Genomic DNA, 17,200 nt, shown 5'->3' with positions numbered 1-17,200 from the left:
GCGTGGAGCGAGGCTGGCAACAATCCCCGTTCACCGACTTAGCGCTCGACATCCCGAGGCTTTTTTCCATGACATCGTCCAGCTCCCCGGAACGCGCCGACGCCGATGCGGCCGCGTCGGCCGGGAACATCCATTGGCGGCGCAACCTGGCCGTCTGTTTCGCCGGTTCGTTCAGCACCATCGTGGCGATGACGCTGCTGCTGCCGTTCCTGCCGCTGTACGTGGAGGAACTGGGCGTGCAGGGTCACGCCGCCATCGTGCAGTGGTCGGGCGTGGCCTATGGCGCCACCTTCTTCGCCGCGGCGCTGGTCGCGCCCCTGTGGGGCCGGCTGGGCGACCGCTACGGGCGCAAGCTGATGCTGGTGCGCGCGTCGTTTGGCATGGCGATCTGTATGTCGCTGACTGGCATGGTGCAGAGCGTGTGGCAGCTGGTGCTGCTGCGGCTGCTGGTGGGCCTGGCCGGCGGCTACGCGTCGGGTTCGACCATCCTGGTGGCGATGCAGGCGCCCAAGGCGCGCTCGGGCTGGGCGCTGGGCGTGCTGTCGGCGGGCATCATGGCGGGCAACCTGGTGGGCCCGCTGATCGGCGGCGGGCTGCCGCCATTGATCGGCATCCGCGCCACCTTCCTTCTGGCCGGCGGCGTGATCTTCCTGGCCTTCCTGGCGACGGTGTTCCTGATCAAGGAGATGCCGCGCCCGGCCAAGCCCGCCAGGCAGGAAGGCAAGCGGCGCGGCGGCTGGGCCCAGATTCCCGACAAGCGGCCGGTGGCCGCGATGCTGGCGACGGGCATGCTGCTGATGTTCGCCACCATGTCGATCGAACCGATCATCACGGTGTACGTGGGCCAGCTGGTGGACGACCCGGCCCGCGTCACGCTGGTGTCGGGCGTGGTGATGTCGGCGGCGGCGCTGGGCGCCATCCTGTCGGCGTCGCGGTTGGGCCGGTTGGCCGACCGGGTCGGCCACTGGACCGTGATCATCGGCGCGCTGGCGGTGGCGGCGTTGCTGCTGGTGCCGCAGGCCTTCGTCACCGCCGGCTGGCAGTTGGTGGCGCTGCGTTTCCTGATGGGTTTGGCGCTGGGCGGGCTGCTGCCGTGCGTGACCAGCGTGATCCGCCACAATGTGCCCGACGGCGTCGGCGGCAACGTGCTCGGCATGTCGATCTCGGCGCAGTACGCGGGCCAGGTGGCGGGCCCCTTGCTCGGCGGATTCATCGGCGGGCATTTCGGCATGCCGGCCGTGTTCCTGGGCACGGCCGTGCTGCTGGCCATGGGGGCGCTGGCCAATGCCGTGCTGCGGGCGCGCCACCAGCGTGTCGCGGCCGGCGCGTAGCGGGGCGCGGACGCCGATGGCGCAAGCAGCCCGGGCGCGGCGGCGTCCTTGCGCGTCGGCGCATCAGAAGCCGGCCGAGCGCGCATCCATGACGTGGTCGATCAGGCCCCATTCGACCGCTTCCTCGGCGGTCATGTAGCGGTCGCGGTCCAGGCTGCGCTCGACGTCCTCGTAGCTGCGGCCGCAGTGTTCGGCATACAGGCGGATGATGCGCTGCTTGGTGCGCTGCATTTCCTCGGCGTGGATCAGCATGTCCGAGGCCTGTCCCTGGAAGCCGCCCAGCGGCTGGTGCACGTGCAGGCTGGCGTTGGCCAGCGCGGCGCGCTTGCCGGGCTCGCCCGCCATCAGCAGGAACGAGCCCATCGATCGCGCCGTGCCCATGCACAGCGTGTGCACCGGCGATTTGATGAACTGCATGGTGTCGTACATGGCCAGGCCGCTGGTGATCACGCCGCCGGGCGAGTTGATGTACATGTGTATCGGCTTGCCGGGGTTCTCGGCTTCCAGGAACAGCAGCTGCGCGCACACCAGGGCCGAGACGGCGTCGTTGACTTCGCCGCTCAGGAAGATGATGCGTTCGCGCAGCAGGCGCGAGTAGATGTCGAACGAACGTTCCCCGCGGCCGGACTGTTCCACCACCATCGGGACGAGCTGCATCGTTTCGCTCATGAGCGAACTCCTGTCTTGCGTGAAAAGGGAGGGGGGCGTCAGGCGGCGAGCTTGAAGCCGGACCAGGAATCGTTGGCCGCCTGCGGCGCCGGTTGCGTCAGGCGGGCGTCATCAGGGGTGTGGACGATGGTGAGGCGCGTGCCGCCATCGGCGGTGGGACTGAGCTGGAACGTCACCACGCTGGCCAGGCAGGGCGGCAGCGTCTCGCGCATGCGGTAGCGGACCTCGACGCCCGGGGTGGCGGCCAGCGGCTCGGCGTCGGCCAGCGCGCCGTCCGGCAGCCATTGCTCGCGCAGCGCCGGGATGCTGATGGCGCGCCAGACTTTCTCGGGCGGCGCGTCCAGCTCGTAATCGAGCACCAGCGCCGTGTCCTGCCGGGTGGGGTCCGCGGGGTTCATTGGTCCATTTCCTTGAGCAGTGTCTTCAGGGCGTCGACGCGCGCCGGCCAGTAGGCACGGTACTTGGACATCCAGCCGGCGAGCAGCGCCAGACCGTCCGGATCGACCTGGTAGTTGACGAAGCGCCCCTGGCGTTCCTCGCGCACCAGGCGCGCCTGGCGCAGCACCGCCAGGTGTTGCGAGACCGCGGGCTGGCTGATGTCCAGGCCCGCGCGCAGCGCGCTGGCGTTCATGGCGCCCGCGGCGAGCTTGTCGAAGATCGCGCGGCGGGTGGGGTCGGCCAGGGCCTTGAAGATGTCGTTTTCCATCATGGCAACACATTAGCAAACACTTATGTGTTGTGCAAGCCCCCGATGAACCTGCGCCCGGGCCGTCCGGTTCAGTGGATGGTGCGGGCGGCCTTGCGGGCGCGCTTGATGTCGTACATGCGGGCATCGGCCAGGCGCACGGCTTCCTCGGCCGACAGGCCGCGCGGATCCAGCGCCACCACGCCGACGCTGGCGCCCTCATACGGCAGGGTGACCTCGCCGAGCTGGTAGCGGCCGACGGTGGCGGCGGCGGCGCGATCTTCCAGCGAGCGGGCTGCTTCCTCGGCGTCGCCGCGTTGGGCCTCGTGCCCCGGCGCCGCGTCGCCGCGCGCCAGGGCCGGGCCGGGGCCGATCAGCACGAATTCGTCGCCGCCCAGCCGGCCCACCATGTCGGAGGCGCGCAGCGTCATTGCCAGGCGGCGCGCGATTTCCTGCAGGAAGACGTCGCCCTGCTGGTGGCCGTGGGTGTCGTTGATGCCCTTGAAGCCGTCCAGGTCGACCACGCCCACCAGCACGCTGCCGCCTTCGCGCAGGGCGCGGCCGCGCAGCCGGTCCAGTTCTTCGTACAGGGCGCGGCGGTTGGGCAGGCCGGTGAGCGGATCGGTCAGCGCAAATGCCAGCAGCCTGGCGTTGGCGTCGCGCAGTTGGGCGACGAGCTGCTCGCGTTCCAGGAAGCTGGCGATCACGTTGGAGAAAAGCCGCAGGATCGATTCGGCCTGTGGCGCGATCGGCCGCTGGCTGGCGCTGGCGCCGCACAGGGTGCCCAGCAGCAGGCCGTCGTCGGTGCGGATGGGCGCGCTGACGTAGGTCTGGATGCCAAGCTGGCGCGCCGCCTCGGAGTCGGGCCAGCAGGCGCCGACGTCGCTGGTGGCCATGCGGCCCTCGTCCAGCGCGCGCTTGCACAGCGTGTCCGACCATGGCACCGACAGGCCTTCCGGAATCTGTAACGTGCCGGCGTTGCGCGCGTAGCGTACCTGCTGCCGGTCGGCCTGCGGGTCGATCGACGTGAGGTAGGTGGATTCCAGCCCGGTCACGGCGCCGAGCATATCCAGGATGGGGCGGGTCAACTGTTCGACCGACTTGGCGGCCTGCAGCGACGCCGACAGTTCGGCGAGTATCGGGTCCAACGAAAGCTCCCTGCGTATCACTGGCGTGACCAAACCGGTTCCAAGGCGGCCCGGGCCGTCGACGCATTCCACGCCGCGCACCGCGGTCTTGGCGTCCATTATGCCTTGCCGGGACTGCCGCTCCATGTCGTTTGCGTATGCGCAGGGTTCGACGCGCGCCGGGCCTAAAGTCCCTTGCCGCCTTGCCGTAAGTCTGGGTGGCGCGGACCTTTTATCGCGTACCTGGATACCCGTGCCCTCCGGCACGGGCAGTTGCAGTAAGAAGACAAGCATGAAAATCACCTCGTTGCGCAACAGGATCCTGTTGATCACCTGTTTCACCGTCATCGGCGCGCTGGTGCTCTCGGGCATCGCGATCTATCAGATCGTGCGCGACAACATGATGGCGACCATCTCCGCGGACCTGGACGCCATCGCCGCCGGCAATGCCAGCGCCATCGAACGCTGGTCCGCCGACAAGGCCCAGGCCGTGATCGCCACCGCCGCCGTGGTCGAAAAGGGCGATCCGCGCGGCCTGACCAAACTGATGGGCGAAACCAACGGCTTTCCCATCACCAGCATCGGCTGGAGCGACAAGACCTACTTCTCCACCGCGCAGACGCCGCCCGACTACGATCCGACCGCGCGTCCCTGGTACAAGAGCGCGGTGGCCGCCGGCAAGCTGGCCGTGACCAAGCCATATGGCGATTCGGGCACCGGCAAGCCCTACGTGGCCTTCACCGCGCCGATCGTGCGCAACGGCCAGACCACCGGCGCCATCAGCGGCGCGGTGGCGCTGGACGGTATCAAGGACGTCATCAAGGTCATCCGGCCGACGCCGTCCAGCACCGCGTTCGTGCTGGCGACCGATGGCCAGGTGATTTCGCACGTCGATGACAAGCTGGCGCTCAAGCCGTCGACCGACGTGGCGGCCGGCCTCACGCCGGCCGTGCTGGCCGACATGGCGCGCGACGGCGCCGCGCCGCTGGCGTTGAGCCTGAACGACGCGCCCAAGCTGCTCAAGGCGCGCCGCATCCCCGGCACCGATTGGTTCCTGGTGATCGCGCTGGACGAGGCCGAGGCCACCGCGGGCCTGGCGCAGGTGTTCAACGCCACCCTGATCTCGATGGTGGTGCTGACGCTGGTTGCCGTCGTGCTGGCCAGCGTGGTGACGTCGCGCGCCTTCAAGCGCCTGTCCGCGGTGCGCGATGCGATGGACACCATCGGCTCGGGCGAAGGCGACATGACGCACCGGCTGGCCGTGGTGGGCCATGACGAAGTGGCGCAGATCTCCGCTTCATTCAACGCCTTTGTCGACAAGATCAGCCACGTGATGCTCGACGTGCGCAACGGCGTGCATTCGATGACCTCGGCCACGCGCGAGATCGAGATGGGCAACCGCGACCTGTCGCAGCGCACCGAGGTATCGGCCGGCTCGTTGCAGGAAACCTCGTCGGCGCTGACCGAATTGACTTCCAGCGTGCGCCAGACCGAGGAGGCCGCCGAGCACGCTACGCGCCTGGCGACCGAGGCCAGCCTGGCGGCCGAGCGCGGCGGCCAGGTGGTGACCGATGCCGTCACCACCATGGGCGCCATCGCGCAGTCGTCCGAGCGCATCACCGAGATCATCAGCGTCATCGACGGCATTGCGTTCCAGACCAATATCCTGGCGCTGAACGCGGCGGTGGAAGCGGCGCGCGCCGGCGAGCAGGGCCGCGGCTTTGCCGTGGTGGCCGGCGAAGTCCGCACGTTGGCGCAGCGCAGCGCCGCCTCGGCGCAGGAGATCCGCGCGCTGATCCAGGCTTCGGTACAGAACGTCAAGAGCGGCACCGAGCGGGTGCAGGCGGCCGGCTCGACGATGCAGGAAATCGTCGAAGGCGTGTCGCGCGTGCAGAAGCTGGTCAGCGAAATCCACGGGGCCATGGCCGAGCAGAGCGTGGGCATCAGCCAGATCGACCGCAGCGTTTCCGACATGGACCAGGCCACCCAGCAGAACGCCGCGCTGGTGGAACAGTCGGCGGCGGCGTCCGCCATGTTGAGCGATCAGGCCGGCGCGCTGGCCGGCACGGTGGCCCTGTTCAAGTTGCGGGAAAACTTGCGGGTTGCCGCGCCCGAGCGGATCGCGCTGCCCGCCTGACCGCTTTGCCCGATGTGGCGACGCCTGTCGCCACGCGCCGCGATCGCTATCGCGGTTTGCGCCGGCTCCTGCCGGTGATGCGGGCGGCGGCCTCGGCCGATTGTTGGACGGCCCGGTCGCCTCGCCACCGCAGATCCGCTTCATAGTCCCGCAAGGCCTGCCCCAGCGGCAGGCCTTTGCACACCCGCGCCAGCCGCGTCGCCAGCGATTGCGCATCGGCCAGGGCGGTGTTGGCGCCGAGGCCGCCCGCCGGGTTCATCGCATGCACCGCGTCGCCCAGGAAAGTCAGCCCGGCTTGCGTCCATTGCGGCAGGGGCGGCGCCTGGTAGACGGTCTTGAGCGCGATACCGCGCGGGTCGCTGGCGGCCACCATGGCGGCCAGCGCGGGATGCACCGGCGCCAGCAGGCGTTGCGCGGCCTGTTGCCAGCGCGCGCCCGTCGCGGTGTCGTCCCGCTGGCTCGCGCTGATCGCGGCGTCGTCCGCGCCCAGCACCGCGCTGCGCTCGCCGATGATCGCCCAGTACTGGTAGCCAGGCACCGCCGTCAGCGCGCAAACCGGCGCGAGGCGTTGCGCCAGCGCCGGCAGCGCCTCCAGTTTCATGGCGTCCAGCACCAGCGCGTAGCCGGCGCCGAACACCACGCCGGCGCCGTCGCGCAGGTCCGGCGGCAGGCCTTCGGGCGCGAGGCTGCCGGCCGGCGCCATGCCGAAGATCGTCACCGTGCCGCTGTCCTCGGGCGCCGCTTGCGGCAAGTGCTGGCGCCGCAGCGCCGAGTGCACGCCGTCGGCGGCCACCACCAGCGTGCCGGGCCGCGCGCGGATGCCTTCCAGGCGCGGGCCGCCGTCGTCCATTCCCGCGCAGCCATGGCCGAAATGCACGCGCCCGTCCAGGCCGGCCAGCAGGATCTCGCGCAGCGTCTGCCGGTGCGCCGAGCGGTCGGGCGGGGCGTCGGCGTCGTCCAGGCGCCAGGTGGCGGAGGCGCGTTGCGGCAGCGGCCGCAGTTGCGCGTCGAGCATGGCGCCCGGGCGGTCGTGGGGCGAGCAACTGTGCTGGAACAGGGCGTAAAGGTCCGGCGGCAGGCAGTGCGCCAGCGCCGCCTGGCCGCTGGCGTCGATGCGCAGGCGGTAGCCCTGCACCCGGCTGTCGGTGCGCGCGTCGCGCTCGTAGACGTCGAAGTCGATGCCGGCGCGCGCCAGCCCCTGCGCCAGGCACAGGCCGCCCAGGCCGGCGCCGATGATGGAAACGTGGAGATTCTGCATAATGTCCTCGAAGCAGGCCGGCGTTGCCGGCACCCGTACAGCTTGCGCGCAAGCGCGTCCCCGCCGGTAATGCCGGCGCGCCAACAAATCATGCGAACCCGCCAGACCGCAGCCCCCGCGCCCGACTACAGCGAATTGCTCGACGGCCCGGCCGTGTGCGTGTTCCATGGCGCCGACGCGCCAGGCAGCGAATTCCGCCTGGGCTCGCGCGAATACGATTGGCACGCCCATGCCCGCGGGCAGTTGTTCGGGGTGGATAGCGGCGCGATGCGGGTGCGCACCGAGGCCGGCTCATGGCTGTTGCCGCCGCAGCGCGCGGGCTGGATCCCGCCGGGGCTGCGGCATCGGGTCAGCGTGGTGGGCGCGGCCAGCGGCTGGGTGGCGCTGGTGCATCCGCGGGCCGCCGCGGCCCTGCCGACGTCGCCCTGCGTGCTGGGTGCGGATGGGGTGTTGCGCGCCATGGTGCTGCGCGCGGCCGATTGGCCGGACAAGCTGGCGCTGGACCCGGCGCGCGCGCGCTTCGCGGCGGTGTTGCTGGACGAGATCGAGGCGGCGCCGCGCGAGCGCCTGCACCTGCCATGGCCGCGCGACCGCCGGCTGGCTCGGCTTGCGCAAGTCCTGGCGGACGACCCGGCCGACAACCGGCCGCTGGAAGCACTGGCAGCGCTGGCCGGGCTGGCGCCGCGCACCGCGCAGCGCCTTTTCCGCGAGGAAACGGGATTAGGCTTCGCGCAGTGGCGCCAGCAACTGCGGCTGATCCACGCGCTGGAACGCCTGAGCGCGGGCCAGCCGGTGGCGCAGGTGGCCGACGCGCTGGGCTACGCCACGCCCGGCAATTTCATCGCCATGTTCAAGCGCGCCTTCGGCACGACGCCGGGGCGCTATCTGCGGGCGCCGCTGGCCGAGGGCGACGCCGCCGTCGCTTGAGCCGCGCCGGGGCGCGTGGCGTCCCGCTCGCTACCGGCCCCTTACTTCGCCAGCTTGCGCATCTCGGCGATCAGGTCCGCCTTGCCCTCGAAGCCGATGCCGGGCAGTTCGGGCAGGGTGACGTGGCCGTTGTCGACCCGCACGCCGTCGGGGAAGCCGCCGTAGGGCTGGAACAGGTCCGGATAGGATTCATTGCCGCCCAGCCCCAGGCCGGCGGCGATGTTCAGCGACATCTGGTGGCCGCCGTGCGGAATGCAGCGGCTGGCCGACCAGCCGTGCTGGCGCAGCATGTCCAGCGTGCGCAGGTATTCCACCAGGCCATAGCTCAGGGCGCAGTCGAATTGCAGCCAGTCGCGGTCCGGCCGCATGCCGCCGTAGCGGATCAGGTTGCGCGCATCCTGCATCGAAAACAGGTTCTCGCCGGTGGCCATCGGCTTGTCGTAGTAGTTGCGCAGCGTGGCCTGCAGTTCGAAGTCGAGCGGGTCGCCGGCTTCCTCGTACCAGAACAGGTCGTACTGCGACAGCGCCTTGGCGTAGCGGATCGCGGTGTCCAGGTCGAAGCGGCCGTTGGCGTCGACCGCCAGTTTCCTGCCGTCGCCCAGCACGCCCAGGATGGCGTCGATGCGGCGCAGGTCTTCGTCCAGCGAGGCGCCGCCGATCTTCTTCTTGACCACGGTATAGCCGCGGTCGACGTAGCCGCGCATCTCGTCCTTGAGCTTGCCCAGGTCCTGGCCCGGGTAGTAGTAGCCGCCCGCCGCATAGACGAACACGCGGCGGTCGGGGCGGCCGTTGCCGTAGCGCTCGGCCAACAGCTGGAACAGCGGCTTGCCGGCGATTTTGGCGACCGCGTCCCACACCGCCATGTCGATGGTGCCGATGGCGACCGAGCGTTCGCCATGGCCGCCCGGCTTTTCGTTGACGTACATCGCGTTCCAGATGCGGTGCGGATCGAGGTTGTCGCCGCTGTCGTCGAGCAGGCTGGCGGGGTCGGCCTCCAGCACGCGCGGGATGAAGCGTTCGCGCATCAGCGTGCCCTGGCCATAGCGGCCGTTGGAATTGAAGCCGTAGCCGATCACGCGCCGGCCGTCGCGCACCACGTCGGTCACCACCGCCACCAGGCTCAGCGTCATCTTGCTGAAGTCGATGTAGGCGTTGCGGATCGGGGAACTGATCGGGACGGTCTTCTCGCGGATTTCGACGATTTTCATGGTGTCTCCTGGCCGTGCGGCGGATGGGAAAAACCGTAGATTATTGGCTTGAAGGCGCATTATGATTCGCTATCAGGCACTACTTTATTAATTGAAAGTTAAAGATTCCGGCGCTCGTTGCCCGTCGCCGGCCTCGTCCCGATGAGGCGTTCCCCGCCGTGAACCACGATCTGGCATCTTCCCTGGAGTTCTTCGTGCTGCTGGCGCGCCACCGCAACCTGTCGACGGTGGCGCGCCAGCTCGACCTGACGCCGCCGGCGGCCACCAAGCGCCTGGCGCAACTGGAGGCGCGGCTGGGCGTGCGGCTGGTGAACCGCACCACCCGCAGCATCAGCCTGACGCCCGAAGGCGAAACCTACCTGCACTACGCCACGCGCATCCTGGCCGACGTGCGCGAAATGGAAGAGGTGGTGTCGTCCAGCGGCTCGGTGCCCAAGGGCCTGTTGCGCATCAATGCGACGCTCGGCTTCGGCCGCACGGCGATCGCGCCCATCGTGTCGGAGTTCGCCCTGCATCATCCGCAGGTCGAGGTGCAGCTGGACGTGACCGACCGGCCGATCGACCTGGTGGAAAGCGGCGTGGACCTGGGCATCCGCTTCGGTGCCTTGCCCGATCAACGCCTGGTGGCGCGCCGCGTCCTGTCGAACCGGCGCTTCCTGTGCGCGGCGCCGCGCTACCTGGCGCGCCACGGCACGCCCGCCAGCCTGCGCGACCTGGCCGACCACCAGTGCATCATCCACCGGCAGAACGAGGACGCCTACGGCGTCTGGCGCTTCACGCGCGACGGCCGAGCCGAGACCGTGAAGGTGCACGGCGCGCTGTCCAGCAACGATGGCGACATCGCGCTGAACTGGGCGCTGGACGGCCATGGCATCCTGGTGCGCTCGGAGTGGGACCTGGCCAAGTACCTGGAAAGCGGGCGCTTGCGCGTGGTGCTGCCCGAGTTCATCCTGCCTTCGGCCGACCTGTTCGTGTACTACCCCAGCAAGCGCGACCTGTCGGCGCGCACGCGGGCGTTCATCGATTTCCTGATGGCGCGATTCGCGTAGGCCAGGCCGGGGGGCGAAGGCGCGCCGGTCGGCGGCATGCGCGGGGCGGACGCTAGGCGAACCGGTAGGCGAGCACTTCGTCGCCGGCCGCGTCGATCTCGCCCGTGGGCGCCCAGCCCAGCCGCCGGTAGAAGCCATGCGAGCGCACGCCCGGATCGGCCGCGCAGCTCAGGAACAACCGTTCATGGCCCAGCGCCCGCAGCGTTCGCATGACCTGCCCGAGCAGTTCGCGGCCGATGCCGCGGCCCTCGTAGGCCGGCAGCAGGGCCAGCACCAGGATCTCGCCGCTGTCGCGATCGCCGAAGCAATAACCCGCCATTACGCCGTCGGCCAGCGCCGCCACGCCCGGCAGCGCGCCGTCGCGGATGCCATCACGCCAGCTTTCGACGGTGATGCCCAGGGCGCGCAGGTCCTCGGCCGAGAAGGCGTTCTCGCGGGTGCGGCCGCGCAGGTCGATGCAGGCGGCGGCGTCGTCGGGATGGGCTGGGCGGTAATGCAGGTTCATGTCGGGTGTCGCCTATCGGAAGAGGGCGCGGCCGGCGCGCCGCGCAAGGCTGGCGCGGGGATCAGCCGCCGAGCGCCGCCAGGTTCAGCGTGTGGCTGTGGCCGAGCCACAGCGCGCAGTCGCGGTGATCGCGCAGCGATTCGCCGGTGTTCGGATGCAGGAACACGTCCAGCAGGCCATGGTTCAGCGCCAGCCAGGTGAGCACGCGCGGCAGCGCGGCCGGCGCGAAGGCGAGCTGGTAGCTCCATTGCGGGTGCGGGCCGACCGGGCGCTCGTGGAAGCGGCCCATCTGGATGCTGTCGCCGAATGCGTCCAGCGCCTGTGCGCGCAGCGCCCAGGCCGCGTCGCGGCTGTCGGCGTTGAAGTAGACGTGGGCGTGCCAGCTGTCGACGATGGCGGGGTCCAGGATCATGGTGGTCAACCTCCGGCGCGCTTGGCGCGATGGCCGAGTTTTTCGAGCGCGGCCAGGATGCGGTCGCAGTGATCGCCCTGCACCTCGATGACGCCGTCCTTGACGGTGCCGCCGGAGCCGCAGGCGGTACGCAACTGCTTGCCCAGCGCCGCCAGCGCGTCGTCGTCCAGCGGCAGGCCCTTGACGACGGTCACGGCCTTGCCGCCGCGGCCCTTGGTTTCGCGCGACACGCGCGCGCCGCCCGGCGCGGGCACCGGGCGGGACGCCGCCTGGCATTGGCAGTCGGCGAGCGGGCGCCGGCATTGGGGGCACATGCGGCCGCCGTCGGTGGAATAGACGAGTCCGCCCTTGGAGCTGCTTTTCATGGGTATTGCGTGATGTTGCGGTTCAGGCGGCCATTATGCCGGACCCGCCGCAGCCTGGCGTCGCCGGAGCCGCGCGCGCCGCGCTCACTCGTCGAAGCCGCGAGGCCCCAGCGATTCGACCAGGTAGTCGATGAAGGACTTGATGCGCGAGGAGATCGCGGTATTGCGGTAATAGACCGCATTGACCGGCTGGCGCACGTCCAGCGTCTGGCGCGGGAACAGCTGGCGCAGCGCGCCGGACTGGCGGTCGGCGCGCGTCATGAAGTCGGAAAGGCAGACGATGCCGGCGTCGTTCAGCGCAAGTTGCCGCAGCGTCTCGCCGCTGAACGAGCGGATCGACGGCTGGATGTGCAGCGGCTGGCCGTCGGCGTCCTCCAGCGGCCATTCGTTCAACGATTCCAGTTGCGAGAACCCCAGCAGCGTGTGCTCGCGCAGATCGGCTACCCGCTTGGGCGTGCCGTGCGCCGCCAGGTAGCCGGGGCTGGCCAGCACGCGCACGCGGCTGCGGCCGATGGGCACCGCGTGCAGCGACGAATCCTTCAGGCTGCCGATGCGCAGCGCCAGGTCGGTGCGGCGTTCCAGCAGGTCGATGTTGCCCTCGTTGCTGTTCAGCTCCAGCTCGACCTTGGGATAGCGCTGGCGGTAGCCCGGCACCAGCGGAACGATGACGTGCAGCATGAAGGGCGAGGCGGCGTCGACCCGCAGGCGGCCGGCCGGCTGGTTGCGGCGCGCGCGCATCTGTTCCTCGGTCTCTTCGACCGCGGCGATGATCTTGCGGGCCTGCTCCAGGTAGGCGCTGCCTTCCTCGGTCAGCTCCAGCCGCCGGGTGGTGCGGCGCATCAGCGTGGTCTGCAACTTTTCCTCCAGCCGCGTCATGGTGCGGCTGGTGGCGGAAATGGTCTGCTGCAGCGCATCGGCGGCGGCGGTGATCGAACCGCAGTCCACGATGGCGATAAAGACCTGCATTTCGTCGAGTGTCGTCTTCATATTTGACGTTATATCAAAAGTATTTCGCCAATACCGGGCTTATTCCGCAAGGATCGAGCGGGCACACTGGATGCATTCCAACACTTACCCAGGAGTTTTACATGAGCATTCCGTCTTTTGGCGTCGGCACTTTCCGCCTGCAGGGCCAGGTCGTCATCGATTCCGTGCGTAACGCGCTGGACGTCGGCTACCGCGCCGTCGACACCGCCCAGATCTATGAAAACGAAGCCGAAGTGGGCCAGGCCATCGAGGCCAGCGGCGTCGCCCGCGCCGACCTGTTCGTGACCACCAAGATCTGGGTGCCGAACTATGGCCGCGCCAAGCTGGTGCCCAGCCTGAAGGACAGCCTGGCCAAGCTGCGCACCGACTACGTCGACCTGACCCTGATCCACTGGCCCGCGCCCGGCAACGGCGTGGCCATCGCCGAGATGATGGCCGGCCTGATGGACGCCCGCGAGCAGGGCCTGACGCGCCAGATCGGCATTTCCAATTTCCCCATCGCCGAGACCCGCGAAGCCATCGCCGCCGTCGGCAAGGAAGCGATCGCCACCAACCAGATCGAGCTCAGCCCGTATCTGCAGAACCGCAAGCTGGTGGACTTCCTGAACGAACAGGGCATTCAGGTCACGTCGTACATGACGCTGGCCTACGGCAAGGTGCTCAAGGACCCCGTGATCGGCCAGATCGCGCAGCGCCACAACGCCACGCCGGCGCAGGTGGCGCTGGCCTGGGCGCTGCAGCGCGGCTTCGCCGTGATCCCGTCGTCCACCAAGCGCGAGAACCTGGCGAGCAACCTGCTGGCCCGCGACCTGCGCCTGACCGACGCCGACATGGCGCAGATCGCCGCGCTGGAACGCAATGGCCGCGAAGTCAGCCCCGACGGCCTGGCCGCGGCCTGGGACTGAGGCGCGCCATGGACAACGCGCTTTCGAGCCTGACCGCGGGCGGTTTCAGCATCGGACTGGAAGCGCCCCTGGACAACGACTGGACCGCCGCCGGCGAGCAGGCGCGGCGCCAGGCCGGCCGCCTGCCCGGCGAGCCCGACCTGCAACGCCACGCCGACCTGGCCGTGCTGGCCGACCGGCTCGGCTTTCGCGCCCTGTGGGTGCGCGACGTGCCGCTGTACGACCCGGCCTTCGGCGACGCCGGCCAGGTGTTCGAGATCTTCACCTACCTGGGTTACCTGGCGGGCGTCACGCGCGACATCCTGCTGGGCACCGCCGCGGTGGTGCTGCCGCTGCGCGAGCCGCTGCTGACGCTCAAGTCCGCCGCCAGCGTGCAGCGGCTGAGCGGCAACCGCCTGCTGCTGGGCGTGGCCAGCGGCGACCGGCCGGTGGAGTATCCGCTGTTCGGCCGCGATTTTCCCAATCGCGGCGCCGCTTTCCGCGAACAGGTGGCGCTGCTGCGCCAAGGCGCCCGCGGCAGCCTGCCCGATGGCCTGGACGTGCTGCCGCGGGCGCCGGCGCCGCCGCTGCTGGTGGCGGGCCTGGCGCAGCAGACGCCGGCCTGGATCGGTGCGCACATGGATGCCTGCCTGGCCTATCCCGGCGCGCCCGACGACCATGCGCGGCGCAGCGCCGCCTGGCGCCAGGTGGCCGGCGACAAGCCCTATGCCAGTTTCATCCACCTGGACCTGGCCGAGGACCCGGACGCGCCGCTGCGGCGCTTTCGCTTCGGCGCGCAGGCGGGCCGCCACGCGCTGGCGCGGGAACTCCATGCGCTGCGCGCCGCGGGTGTGCAGCACATCGGCCTGCACCTGCGGCGCAACCAGCGGCCGCTGGCCGACACGCTGCACGAGATCGCCGAGCACGTGCTGCCGCAGTTCCATGGCGGCGTGCCGGCCCCGCAAGCGGAAACCACGGCCGCCTGAGCCTCTCGCGGCCTATCAACACAAGGAGCAAGCACCATGAAGCTATTCATCACCGGCGCCAGCGGATTCATCGGCGGCGCGGTCGCTACCTCGATGGTCAAGGCCGGTCATGAGGTCCGCGGCCTGATCCGCAACCCCGAGCGCGCCGCCGAGCTGCGCGGTTTCGGCATCGAACCGGTGCTGGGCACATTGGACGACGCGGCGCTGCTGGCGGCCGAGGCGCGCGCCGCCGACGCCGTCATCAACGCGGCCGACAGCGACCACCGTGGCGCCGTCGAGGCCCTGCTGGGCGCGCTGGCCGGCAGCGGCAAGGTGTTCATCCACACCAGCGGCAGCAGCCTGGTCGCCGACGACGCGCTGGGCGAGCCGTCCGACGCGGTGTTCGACGAAACCACGCCGGTGGCGCCGGTGCCGGGCAAGGCCGCGCGCATCGCCATCAACGACCTGATCCTGGCCAGCGCGCCCGGCGTGCGCAGCGTGGTGCTGTGCCACAGCCTGATCTACGGCGCCACCGAGGGGCTGCGCGCCGAAAGCGTGCAGATTCCGCCGCTGGTGGCGCAGGCTCGCGCAAGCGGCATCGCGCGGCACGTCGGCCGCGGCCTGAACCGCTGGTCCAACGTGCACGTTGCCGACGTGGCGGCGCTGTACCGGCTGGCTCTGGACAAGGCGCCGGCCGGCAGTTTCTATTTCGTCGAGAACGGCGAGGCGGCCTTCGTCGACCTGGTCGGCGCCATCGGCCAGGCGCTGGGGTTGGGGCCGGCCCAGGCCTGGGATCCGGCGCAGGCGGTGGCCTACTGGGGCAAGGACCTGGGCGCCTACGCGCTCGGTTCCAACAGCCGGGTGCGGGCGGGCAAGGCGCGCCGCGAGCTGGGCTGGGCGCCGGTCCATGGCGACGTGATCGCCTGGGTGCGCCAGGCCATCGCCTGACGCGGGGGCGGCGCGGGCGGCGTCCACAGGGTGGGCCAAGGGCGCAACGCCGTCAGCAAAACGCCAACCGAGTTGCGGTAAGGTGATCGCTCCCTTCAGAGATTCCGCACGGAGCAGAACTTGAAATACCGCAAACTCGGCCGTACCGACCTGGACGTCAGCCTGATCGGCCTGGGCACCATGACCTGGGGCGAGCAGAACACCGAGGCCGAGGCCCACCAGCAACTGGACTACGCGCTGGAGCGCGGCGTCAACCTGGTCGACGTGGCCGAAATGTACCCGGTGCCGCCCAAGCCCGAAACCCAGGGCCTGACCGAAACCTACATCGGCACCTGGCTGGCGCGCAGCAAGCGCCGCCAGGACATCGTGCTGGCCAGCAAGGTGGCCGGCCCGGCGCGCGACCCCAAGCGCCCCGGCCACATCCGCGACGGCAAGACCTTCCTGGACCGCAAGAACCTGACCGAGGCTCTGGACGCCAGCCTCAAGCGCCTGCAGACCGACTACCTGGACCTGTACCAGCTGCACTGGCCCGACCGCACCACCGCCACCTTCGGCCAGCTCTCGTATCCGTGGGTCAAGGACGAGCACACCGTGCCGATCGAGGAAACCCTGTCGGTGCTGCAGGACTTCGTCAGCGCCGGCAAGGTGCGCCACGTGGGCGTCTCGAACGAAACGCCGTGGGGCGTATCGCAATTCCTCAAGGCCGCCGACAACCTGGGCCTGCCGCGCATCGCCTCGATCCAGAACCCCTACAGCCTGCTCAACCGCGTCTACGAGATCGGCCTGTCGGAATTCACCCACCACGAAGGCGTGGGCCTGCTGGCCTATTCGCCGCTGGCCATGGGCATGCTCTGCGGCAAATACCTGGACGGCGCGCGTCCGGCCAACGCCCGCCTGACGCTGTACACGCGCTTCACCCGCTACAGCAACCCGCAGGCCGAGGCCGCCACCCGCGAATACGTGGAGCTGGCACGCCAGCACGGCATCTCGCCCACGCACCTGGCGCTGGCCTGGATCAATCAGCGTCCGTTCGTCACCAGCAACCTGATCGGCGCGACCAATCTGCAGCAATTGAAGGAAAATATCGACAGCGTCGACGTCGAACTGCCGGCCGACGTGCTGCAGGCCATCGACCAGATCCACGTGCGCCACCCGAACCCGGCGCCCTGATCCCGCTTGCCGGGAGCGACGAGGACCCATCATGCGCAATCTCGATTTCAGCTCCTGGCAAACCGTGCTGTCCACGCTGTTGGGCCTGGCGGTCATCACCCTGATCGGGGTGGGGATCCGCCTGTTGGTGATGCAGACCATCCAGCAGCGGCGCGAACGCGAGAACCGCCAGATCAATGAGCGCCTGCGCACCTTGATCGCGGCCTACAAGACGCTGGGTGGATCCTTCACCGGCAACCTGGTGGTGGATCCCAGCCATCTTCGCGACCTGCGCCGTGGCGCGCCCGAGACGGCCGGCGAACCCGAAGCCCACGAAGACGACGACCCGCTGCGACCCCCCAGCGCCGACGGCCCAGGCGCCGAGCGCCGGCGGCGGGTGCGCGACGCCGTCGAGGCCGCGCTTTCCGACATCATCCTGCTGGGCACCGAGGACCAGGTCCGGTTGGCCGCGCAGGCGGCCGCCGACCTGGTGGCCGGGCGTGGCATCGAGACCGCCGAGCTGGTGGTGTCGCTGCGCGACTTCATCCGTCGCGTGCTGAACCTGGAACCGGTGCCGGCCGGGCTGGCGATTCC

At 69.9% G+C, this 17,200-nt stretch carries 19 protein-coding genes; 9 read left to right on the top strand and 10 right to left on the bottom strand.

Translation table 11 applies throughout. From position 1 onward, the window contains the following. Nucleotides 1-68 precede the first annotated feature (68 nt). The gene (locus DK459_RS04130) at nucleotides 69-1,331 is read left to right on the top strand and encodes an MFS transporter (RefSeq protein ID WP_038504371.1); all 1,263 of its coding nucleotides are present in this window, start codon (nucleotides 69-71) and stop codon (nucleotides 1,329-1,331) included. A gap of 63 nt (nucleotides 1,332-1,394) precedes the next feature. Here the strand turns inward: DK459_RS04130 and DK459_RS04125 are convergent, their stop codons facing one another. The 4 genes from DK459_RS04125 to DK459_RS04110 form a co-directional block, all read right to left on the bottom strand. Further along, entirely contained in the window at nucleotides 1,395-2,000 is a 606-nt protein-coding gene (locus DK459_RS04125) for an ATP-dependent Clp protease proteolytic subunit (RefSeq protein WP_006384598.1), read from the bottom strand. Nucleotides 2,001-2,038: 38 nt separating this feature from the next. Then, complete coding sequence (locus DK459_RS04120) at nucleotides 2,039-2,398, bottom strand: SRPBCC domain-containing protein (protein ID WP_006384597.1); 360 nt, start codon at nucleotides 2,396-2,398, stop codon at nucleotides 2,039-2,041. Continuing rightward, the gene (locus DK459_RS04115) at nucleotides 2,395-2,709 is read right to left on the bottom strand and encodes a helix-turn-helix transcriptional regulator (protein WP_006384596.1); all 315 of its coding nucleotides are present in this window, start codon (nucleotides 2,707-2,709) and stop codon (nucleotides 2,395-2,397) included. The genes DK459_RS04120 and DK459_RS04115 overlap by 4 nt, the downstream gene beginning before the upstream one ends. A gap of 68 nt (nucleotides 2,710-2,777) precedes the next feature. Beyond that, nucleotides 2,778-3,833, bottom strand: coding sequence for a sensor domain-containing diguanylate cyclase (locus DK459_RS04110; protein ID WP_223203238.1), 1,056 nt, complete (start codon nucleotides 3,831-3,833; stop codon nucleotides 2,778-2,780). Between the two features lie 271 nt (nucleotides 3,834-4,104). On the opposite strand from DK459_RS04110, the gene DK459_RS04105 reads away from it, so the two are divergent. Beyond that, on the top strand, nucleotides 4,105-5,949 hold the full coding sequence (locus DK459_RS04105; protein ID WP_054447941.1) for a methyl-accepting chemotaxis protein: 1,845 nt from the start codon (nucleotides 4,105-4,107) through the stop codon (nucleotides 5,947-5,949). Nucleotides 5,950-5,995: 46 nt separating this feature from the next. Here the strand turns inward: DK459_RS04105 and DK459_RS04100 are convergent, their stop codons facing one another. Further along, a complete protein-coding gene (locus DK459_RS04100; protein WP_054447942.1) occupies nucleotides 5,996-7,207 on the bottom strand; it encodes an FAD-dependent monooxygenase in 1,212 nt (403 codons plus the stop codon). A 90-nt stretch (nucleotides 7,208-7,297) separates the two neighbouring features. On the opposite strand from DK459_RS04100, the gene DK459_RS04095 reads away from it, so the two are divergent. Beyond that, nucleotides 7,298-8,134, top strand: a complete 837-nt coding sequence (locus DK459_RS04095) for a helix-turn-helix transcriptional regulator (RefSeq protein ID WP_054448055.1) — start codon at nucleotides 7,298-7,300, stop codon at nucleotides 8,132-8,134. A gap of 41 nt (nucleotides 8,135-8,175) precedes the next feature. Here the strand turns inward: DK459_RS04095 and DK459_RS04090 are convergent, their stop codons facing one another. Then, nucleotides 8,176-9,342, bottom strand: a complete 1,167-nt coding sequence (locus DK459_RS04090) for a mandelate racemase/muconate lactonizing enzyme family protein (RefSeq protein WP_054442802.1) — start codon at nucleotides 9,340-9,342, stop codon at nucleotides 8,176-8,178. A gap of 158 nt (nucleotides 9,343-9,500) precedes the next feature. Here DK459_RS04090 and DK459_RS04085 point away from each other — a divergent pair, with 158 nt between their 5' ends. After that, nucleotides 9,501-10,391, top strand: coding sequence for a LysR family transcriptional regulator (locus tag DK459_RS04085; protein WP_054442804.1), 891 nt, complete (start codon nucleotides 9,501-9,503; stop codon nucleotides 10,389-10,391). 52 nt (nucleotides 10,392-10,443) lie between these two features. On the opposite strand, the gene DK459_RS04080 is transcribed toward DK459_RS04085, so the two are convergent. The 4 genes from DK459_RS04080 to DK459_RS04065 form a co-directional block, all read right to left on the bottom strand. Further along, nucleotides 10,444-10,896 (bottom strand): GNAT family N-acetyltransferase, encoded by a 453-nt coding sequence (locus tag DK459_RS04080; RefSeq protein WP_110134476.1) that lies wholly within the window; start codon nucleotides 10,894-10,896, stop codon nucleotides 10,444-10,446. A 61-nt stretch (nucleotides 10,897-10,957) separates the two neighbouring features. Next, complete coding sequence (locus DK459_RS04075) at nucleotides 10,958-11,308, bottom strand: DOPA 4,5-dioxygenase family protein (RefSeq protein ID WP_110134596.1); 351 nt, start codon at nucleotides 11,306-11,308, stop codon at nucleotides 10,958-10,960. 5 nt (nucleotides 11,309-11,313) lie between these two features. Further along, nucleotides 11,314-11,673, bottom strand: a complete 360-nt coding sequence (locus DK459_RS04070) for a translation initiation factor Sui1 (protein ID WP_006387337.1) — start codon at nucleotides 11,671-11,673, stop codon at nucleotides 11,314-11,316. Between the two features lie 84 nt (nucleotides 11,674-11,757). Beyond that, nucleotides 11,758-12,660, bottom strand: coding sequence for a LysR substrate-binding domain-containing protein (locus DK459_RS04065; RefSeq protein WP_020926490.1), 903 nt, complete (start codon nucleotides 12,658-12,660; stop codon nucleotides 11,758-11,760). A 101-nt stretch (nucleotides 12,661-12,761) separates the two neighbouring features. Between DK459_RS04065 and dkgB the strand changes: the two genes are divergently transcribed. The 5 genes from dkgB to DK459_RS04040 all read left to right on the top strand — a co-directional run. Continuing rightward, a complete protein-coding gene (dkgB, locus tag DK459_RS04060; protein WP_110134475.1) occupies nucleotides 12,762-13,565 on the top strand; it encodes a 2,5-didehydrogluconate reductase DkgB in 804 nt (267 codons plus the stop codon). Between the two features lie 8 nt (nucleotides 13,566-13,573). Continuing rightward, nucleotides 13,574-14,530, top strand: coding sequence for a TIGR03571 family LLM class oxidoreductase (locus DK459_RS04055; RefSeq protein ID WP_053499228.1), 957 nt, complete (start codon nucleotides 13,574-13,576; stop codon nucleotides 14,528-14,530). 36 nt (nucleotides 14,531-14,566) lie between these two features. Further along, complete coding sequence (locus DK459_RS04050) at nucleotides 14,567-15,457, top strand: NAD-dependent epimerase/dehydratase family protein (protein ID WP_054442808.1); 891 nt, start codon at nucleotides 14,567-14,569, stop codon at nucleotides 15,455-15,457. Nucleotides 15,458-15,577: 120 nt separating this feature from the next. Then, nucleotides 15,578-16,627 (top strand): NADP(H)-dependent aldo-keto reductase, encoded by a 1,050-nt coding sequence (locus tag DK459_RS04045; RefSeq protein ID WP_054442810.1) that lies wholly within the window; start codon nucleotides 15,578-15,580, stop codon nucleotides 16,625-16,627. Nucleotides 16,628-16,658: 31 nt separating this feature from the next. Further along, a partial coding sequence (locus DK459_RS04040; protein WP_199234260.1) for a hypothetical protein occupies nucleotides 16,659-17,200 on the top strand: 542 nt, incomplete at its 3' end.

The organism is Achromobacter sp. RW408 (assembly GCF_003184165.1).
GTDB lineage: Bacteria > Pseudomonadota > Gammaproteobacteria > Burkholderiales > Burkholderiaceae_B > Achromobacter > Achromobacter xylosoxidans.
The sequence above is the reverse complement of the archived record's forward strand: the minus strand, read 5'-3'. Positions and strand labels throughout refer to the sequence as shown.

Bases quoted from the DNA above. Each gene is read 5' to 3' on its own strand.
- DK459_RS04095 (WP_054448055.1), top strand. From the start codon at position 7,298: ATGCGAACCCGCCAGACCGCAGCCCCCGCGCCCGACTACAGCGAATTG.
- DK459_RS04055 (WP_053499228.1), top strand. From the start codon at position 13,574: ATGGACAACGCGCTTTCGAGCCTGACCGCGGGCGGTTTCAGCATCGGA.
- dkgB (WP_110134475.1), top strand. From the start codon at position 12,762: ATGAGCATTCCGTCTTTTGGCGTCGGCACTTTCCGCCTGCAGGGCCAG.
- DK459_RS04070 (WP_006387337.1), bottom strand. From the start codon at position 11,673: ATGAAAAGCAGCTCCAAGGGCGGACTCGTCTATTCCACCGACGGCGGC.
- DK459_RS04100 (WP_054447942.1), bottom strand. From the start codon at position 7,207: ATGCAGAATCTCCACGTTTCCATCATCGGCGCCGGCCTGGGCGGCCTG.
- DK459_RS04105 (WP_054447941.1), top strand. From the start codon at position 4,105: ATGAAAATCACCTCGTTGCGCAACAGGATCCTGTTGATCACCTGTTTC.
- DK459_RS04090 (WP_054442802.1), bottom strand. From the start codon at position 9,342: ATGAAAATCGTCGAAATCCGCGAGAAGACCGTCCCGATCAGTTCCCCG.
- DK459_RS04120 (WP_006384597.1), bottom strand. From the start codon at position 2,398: ATGAACCCCGCGGACCCCACCCGGCAGGACACGGCGCTGGTGCTCGAT.
- DK459_RS04075 (WP_110134596.1), bottom strand. From the start codon at position 11,308: ATGATCCTGGACCCCGCCATCGTCGACAGCTGGCACGCCCACGTCTAC.
- DK459_RS04080 (WP_110134476.1), bottom strand. From the start codon at position 10,896: ATGAACCTGCATTACCGCCCAGCCCATCCCGACGACGCCGCCGCCTGC.
- DK459_RS04050 (WP_054442808.1), top strand. From the start codon at position 14,567: ATGAAGCTATTCATCACCGGCGCCAGCGGATTCATCGGCGGCGCGGTC.
- DK459_RS04130 (WP_038504371.1), top strand. From the start codon at position 69: ATGACATCGTCCAGCTCCCCGGAACGCGCCGACGCCGATGCGGCCGCG.
- DK459_RS04065 (WP_020926490.1), bottom strand. From the start codon at position 12,660: ATGAAGACGACACTCGACGAAATGCAGGTCTTTATCGCCATCGTGGAC.
- DK459_RS04125 (WP_006384598.1), bottom strand. From the start codon at position 2,000: ATGAGCGAAACGATGCAGCTCGTCCCGATGGTGGTGGAACAGTCCGGC.
- DK459_RS04115 (WP_006384596.1), bottom strand. From the start codon at position 2,709: ATGATGGAAAACGACATCTTCAAGGCCCTGGCCGACCCCACCCGCCGC.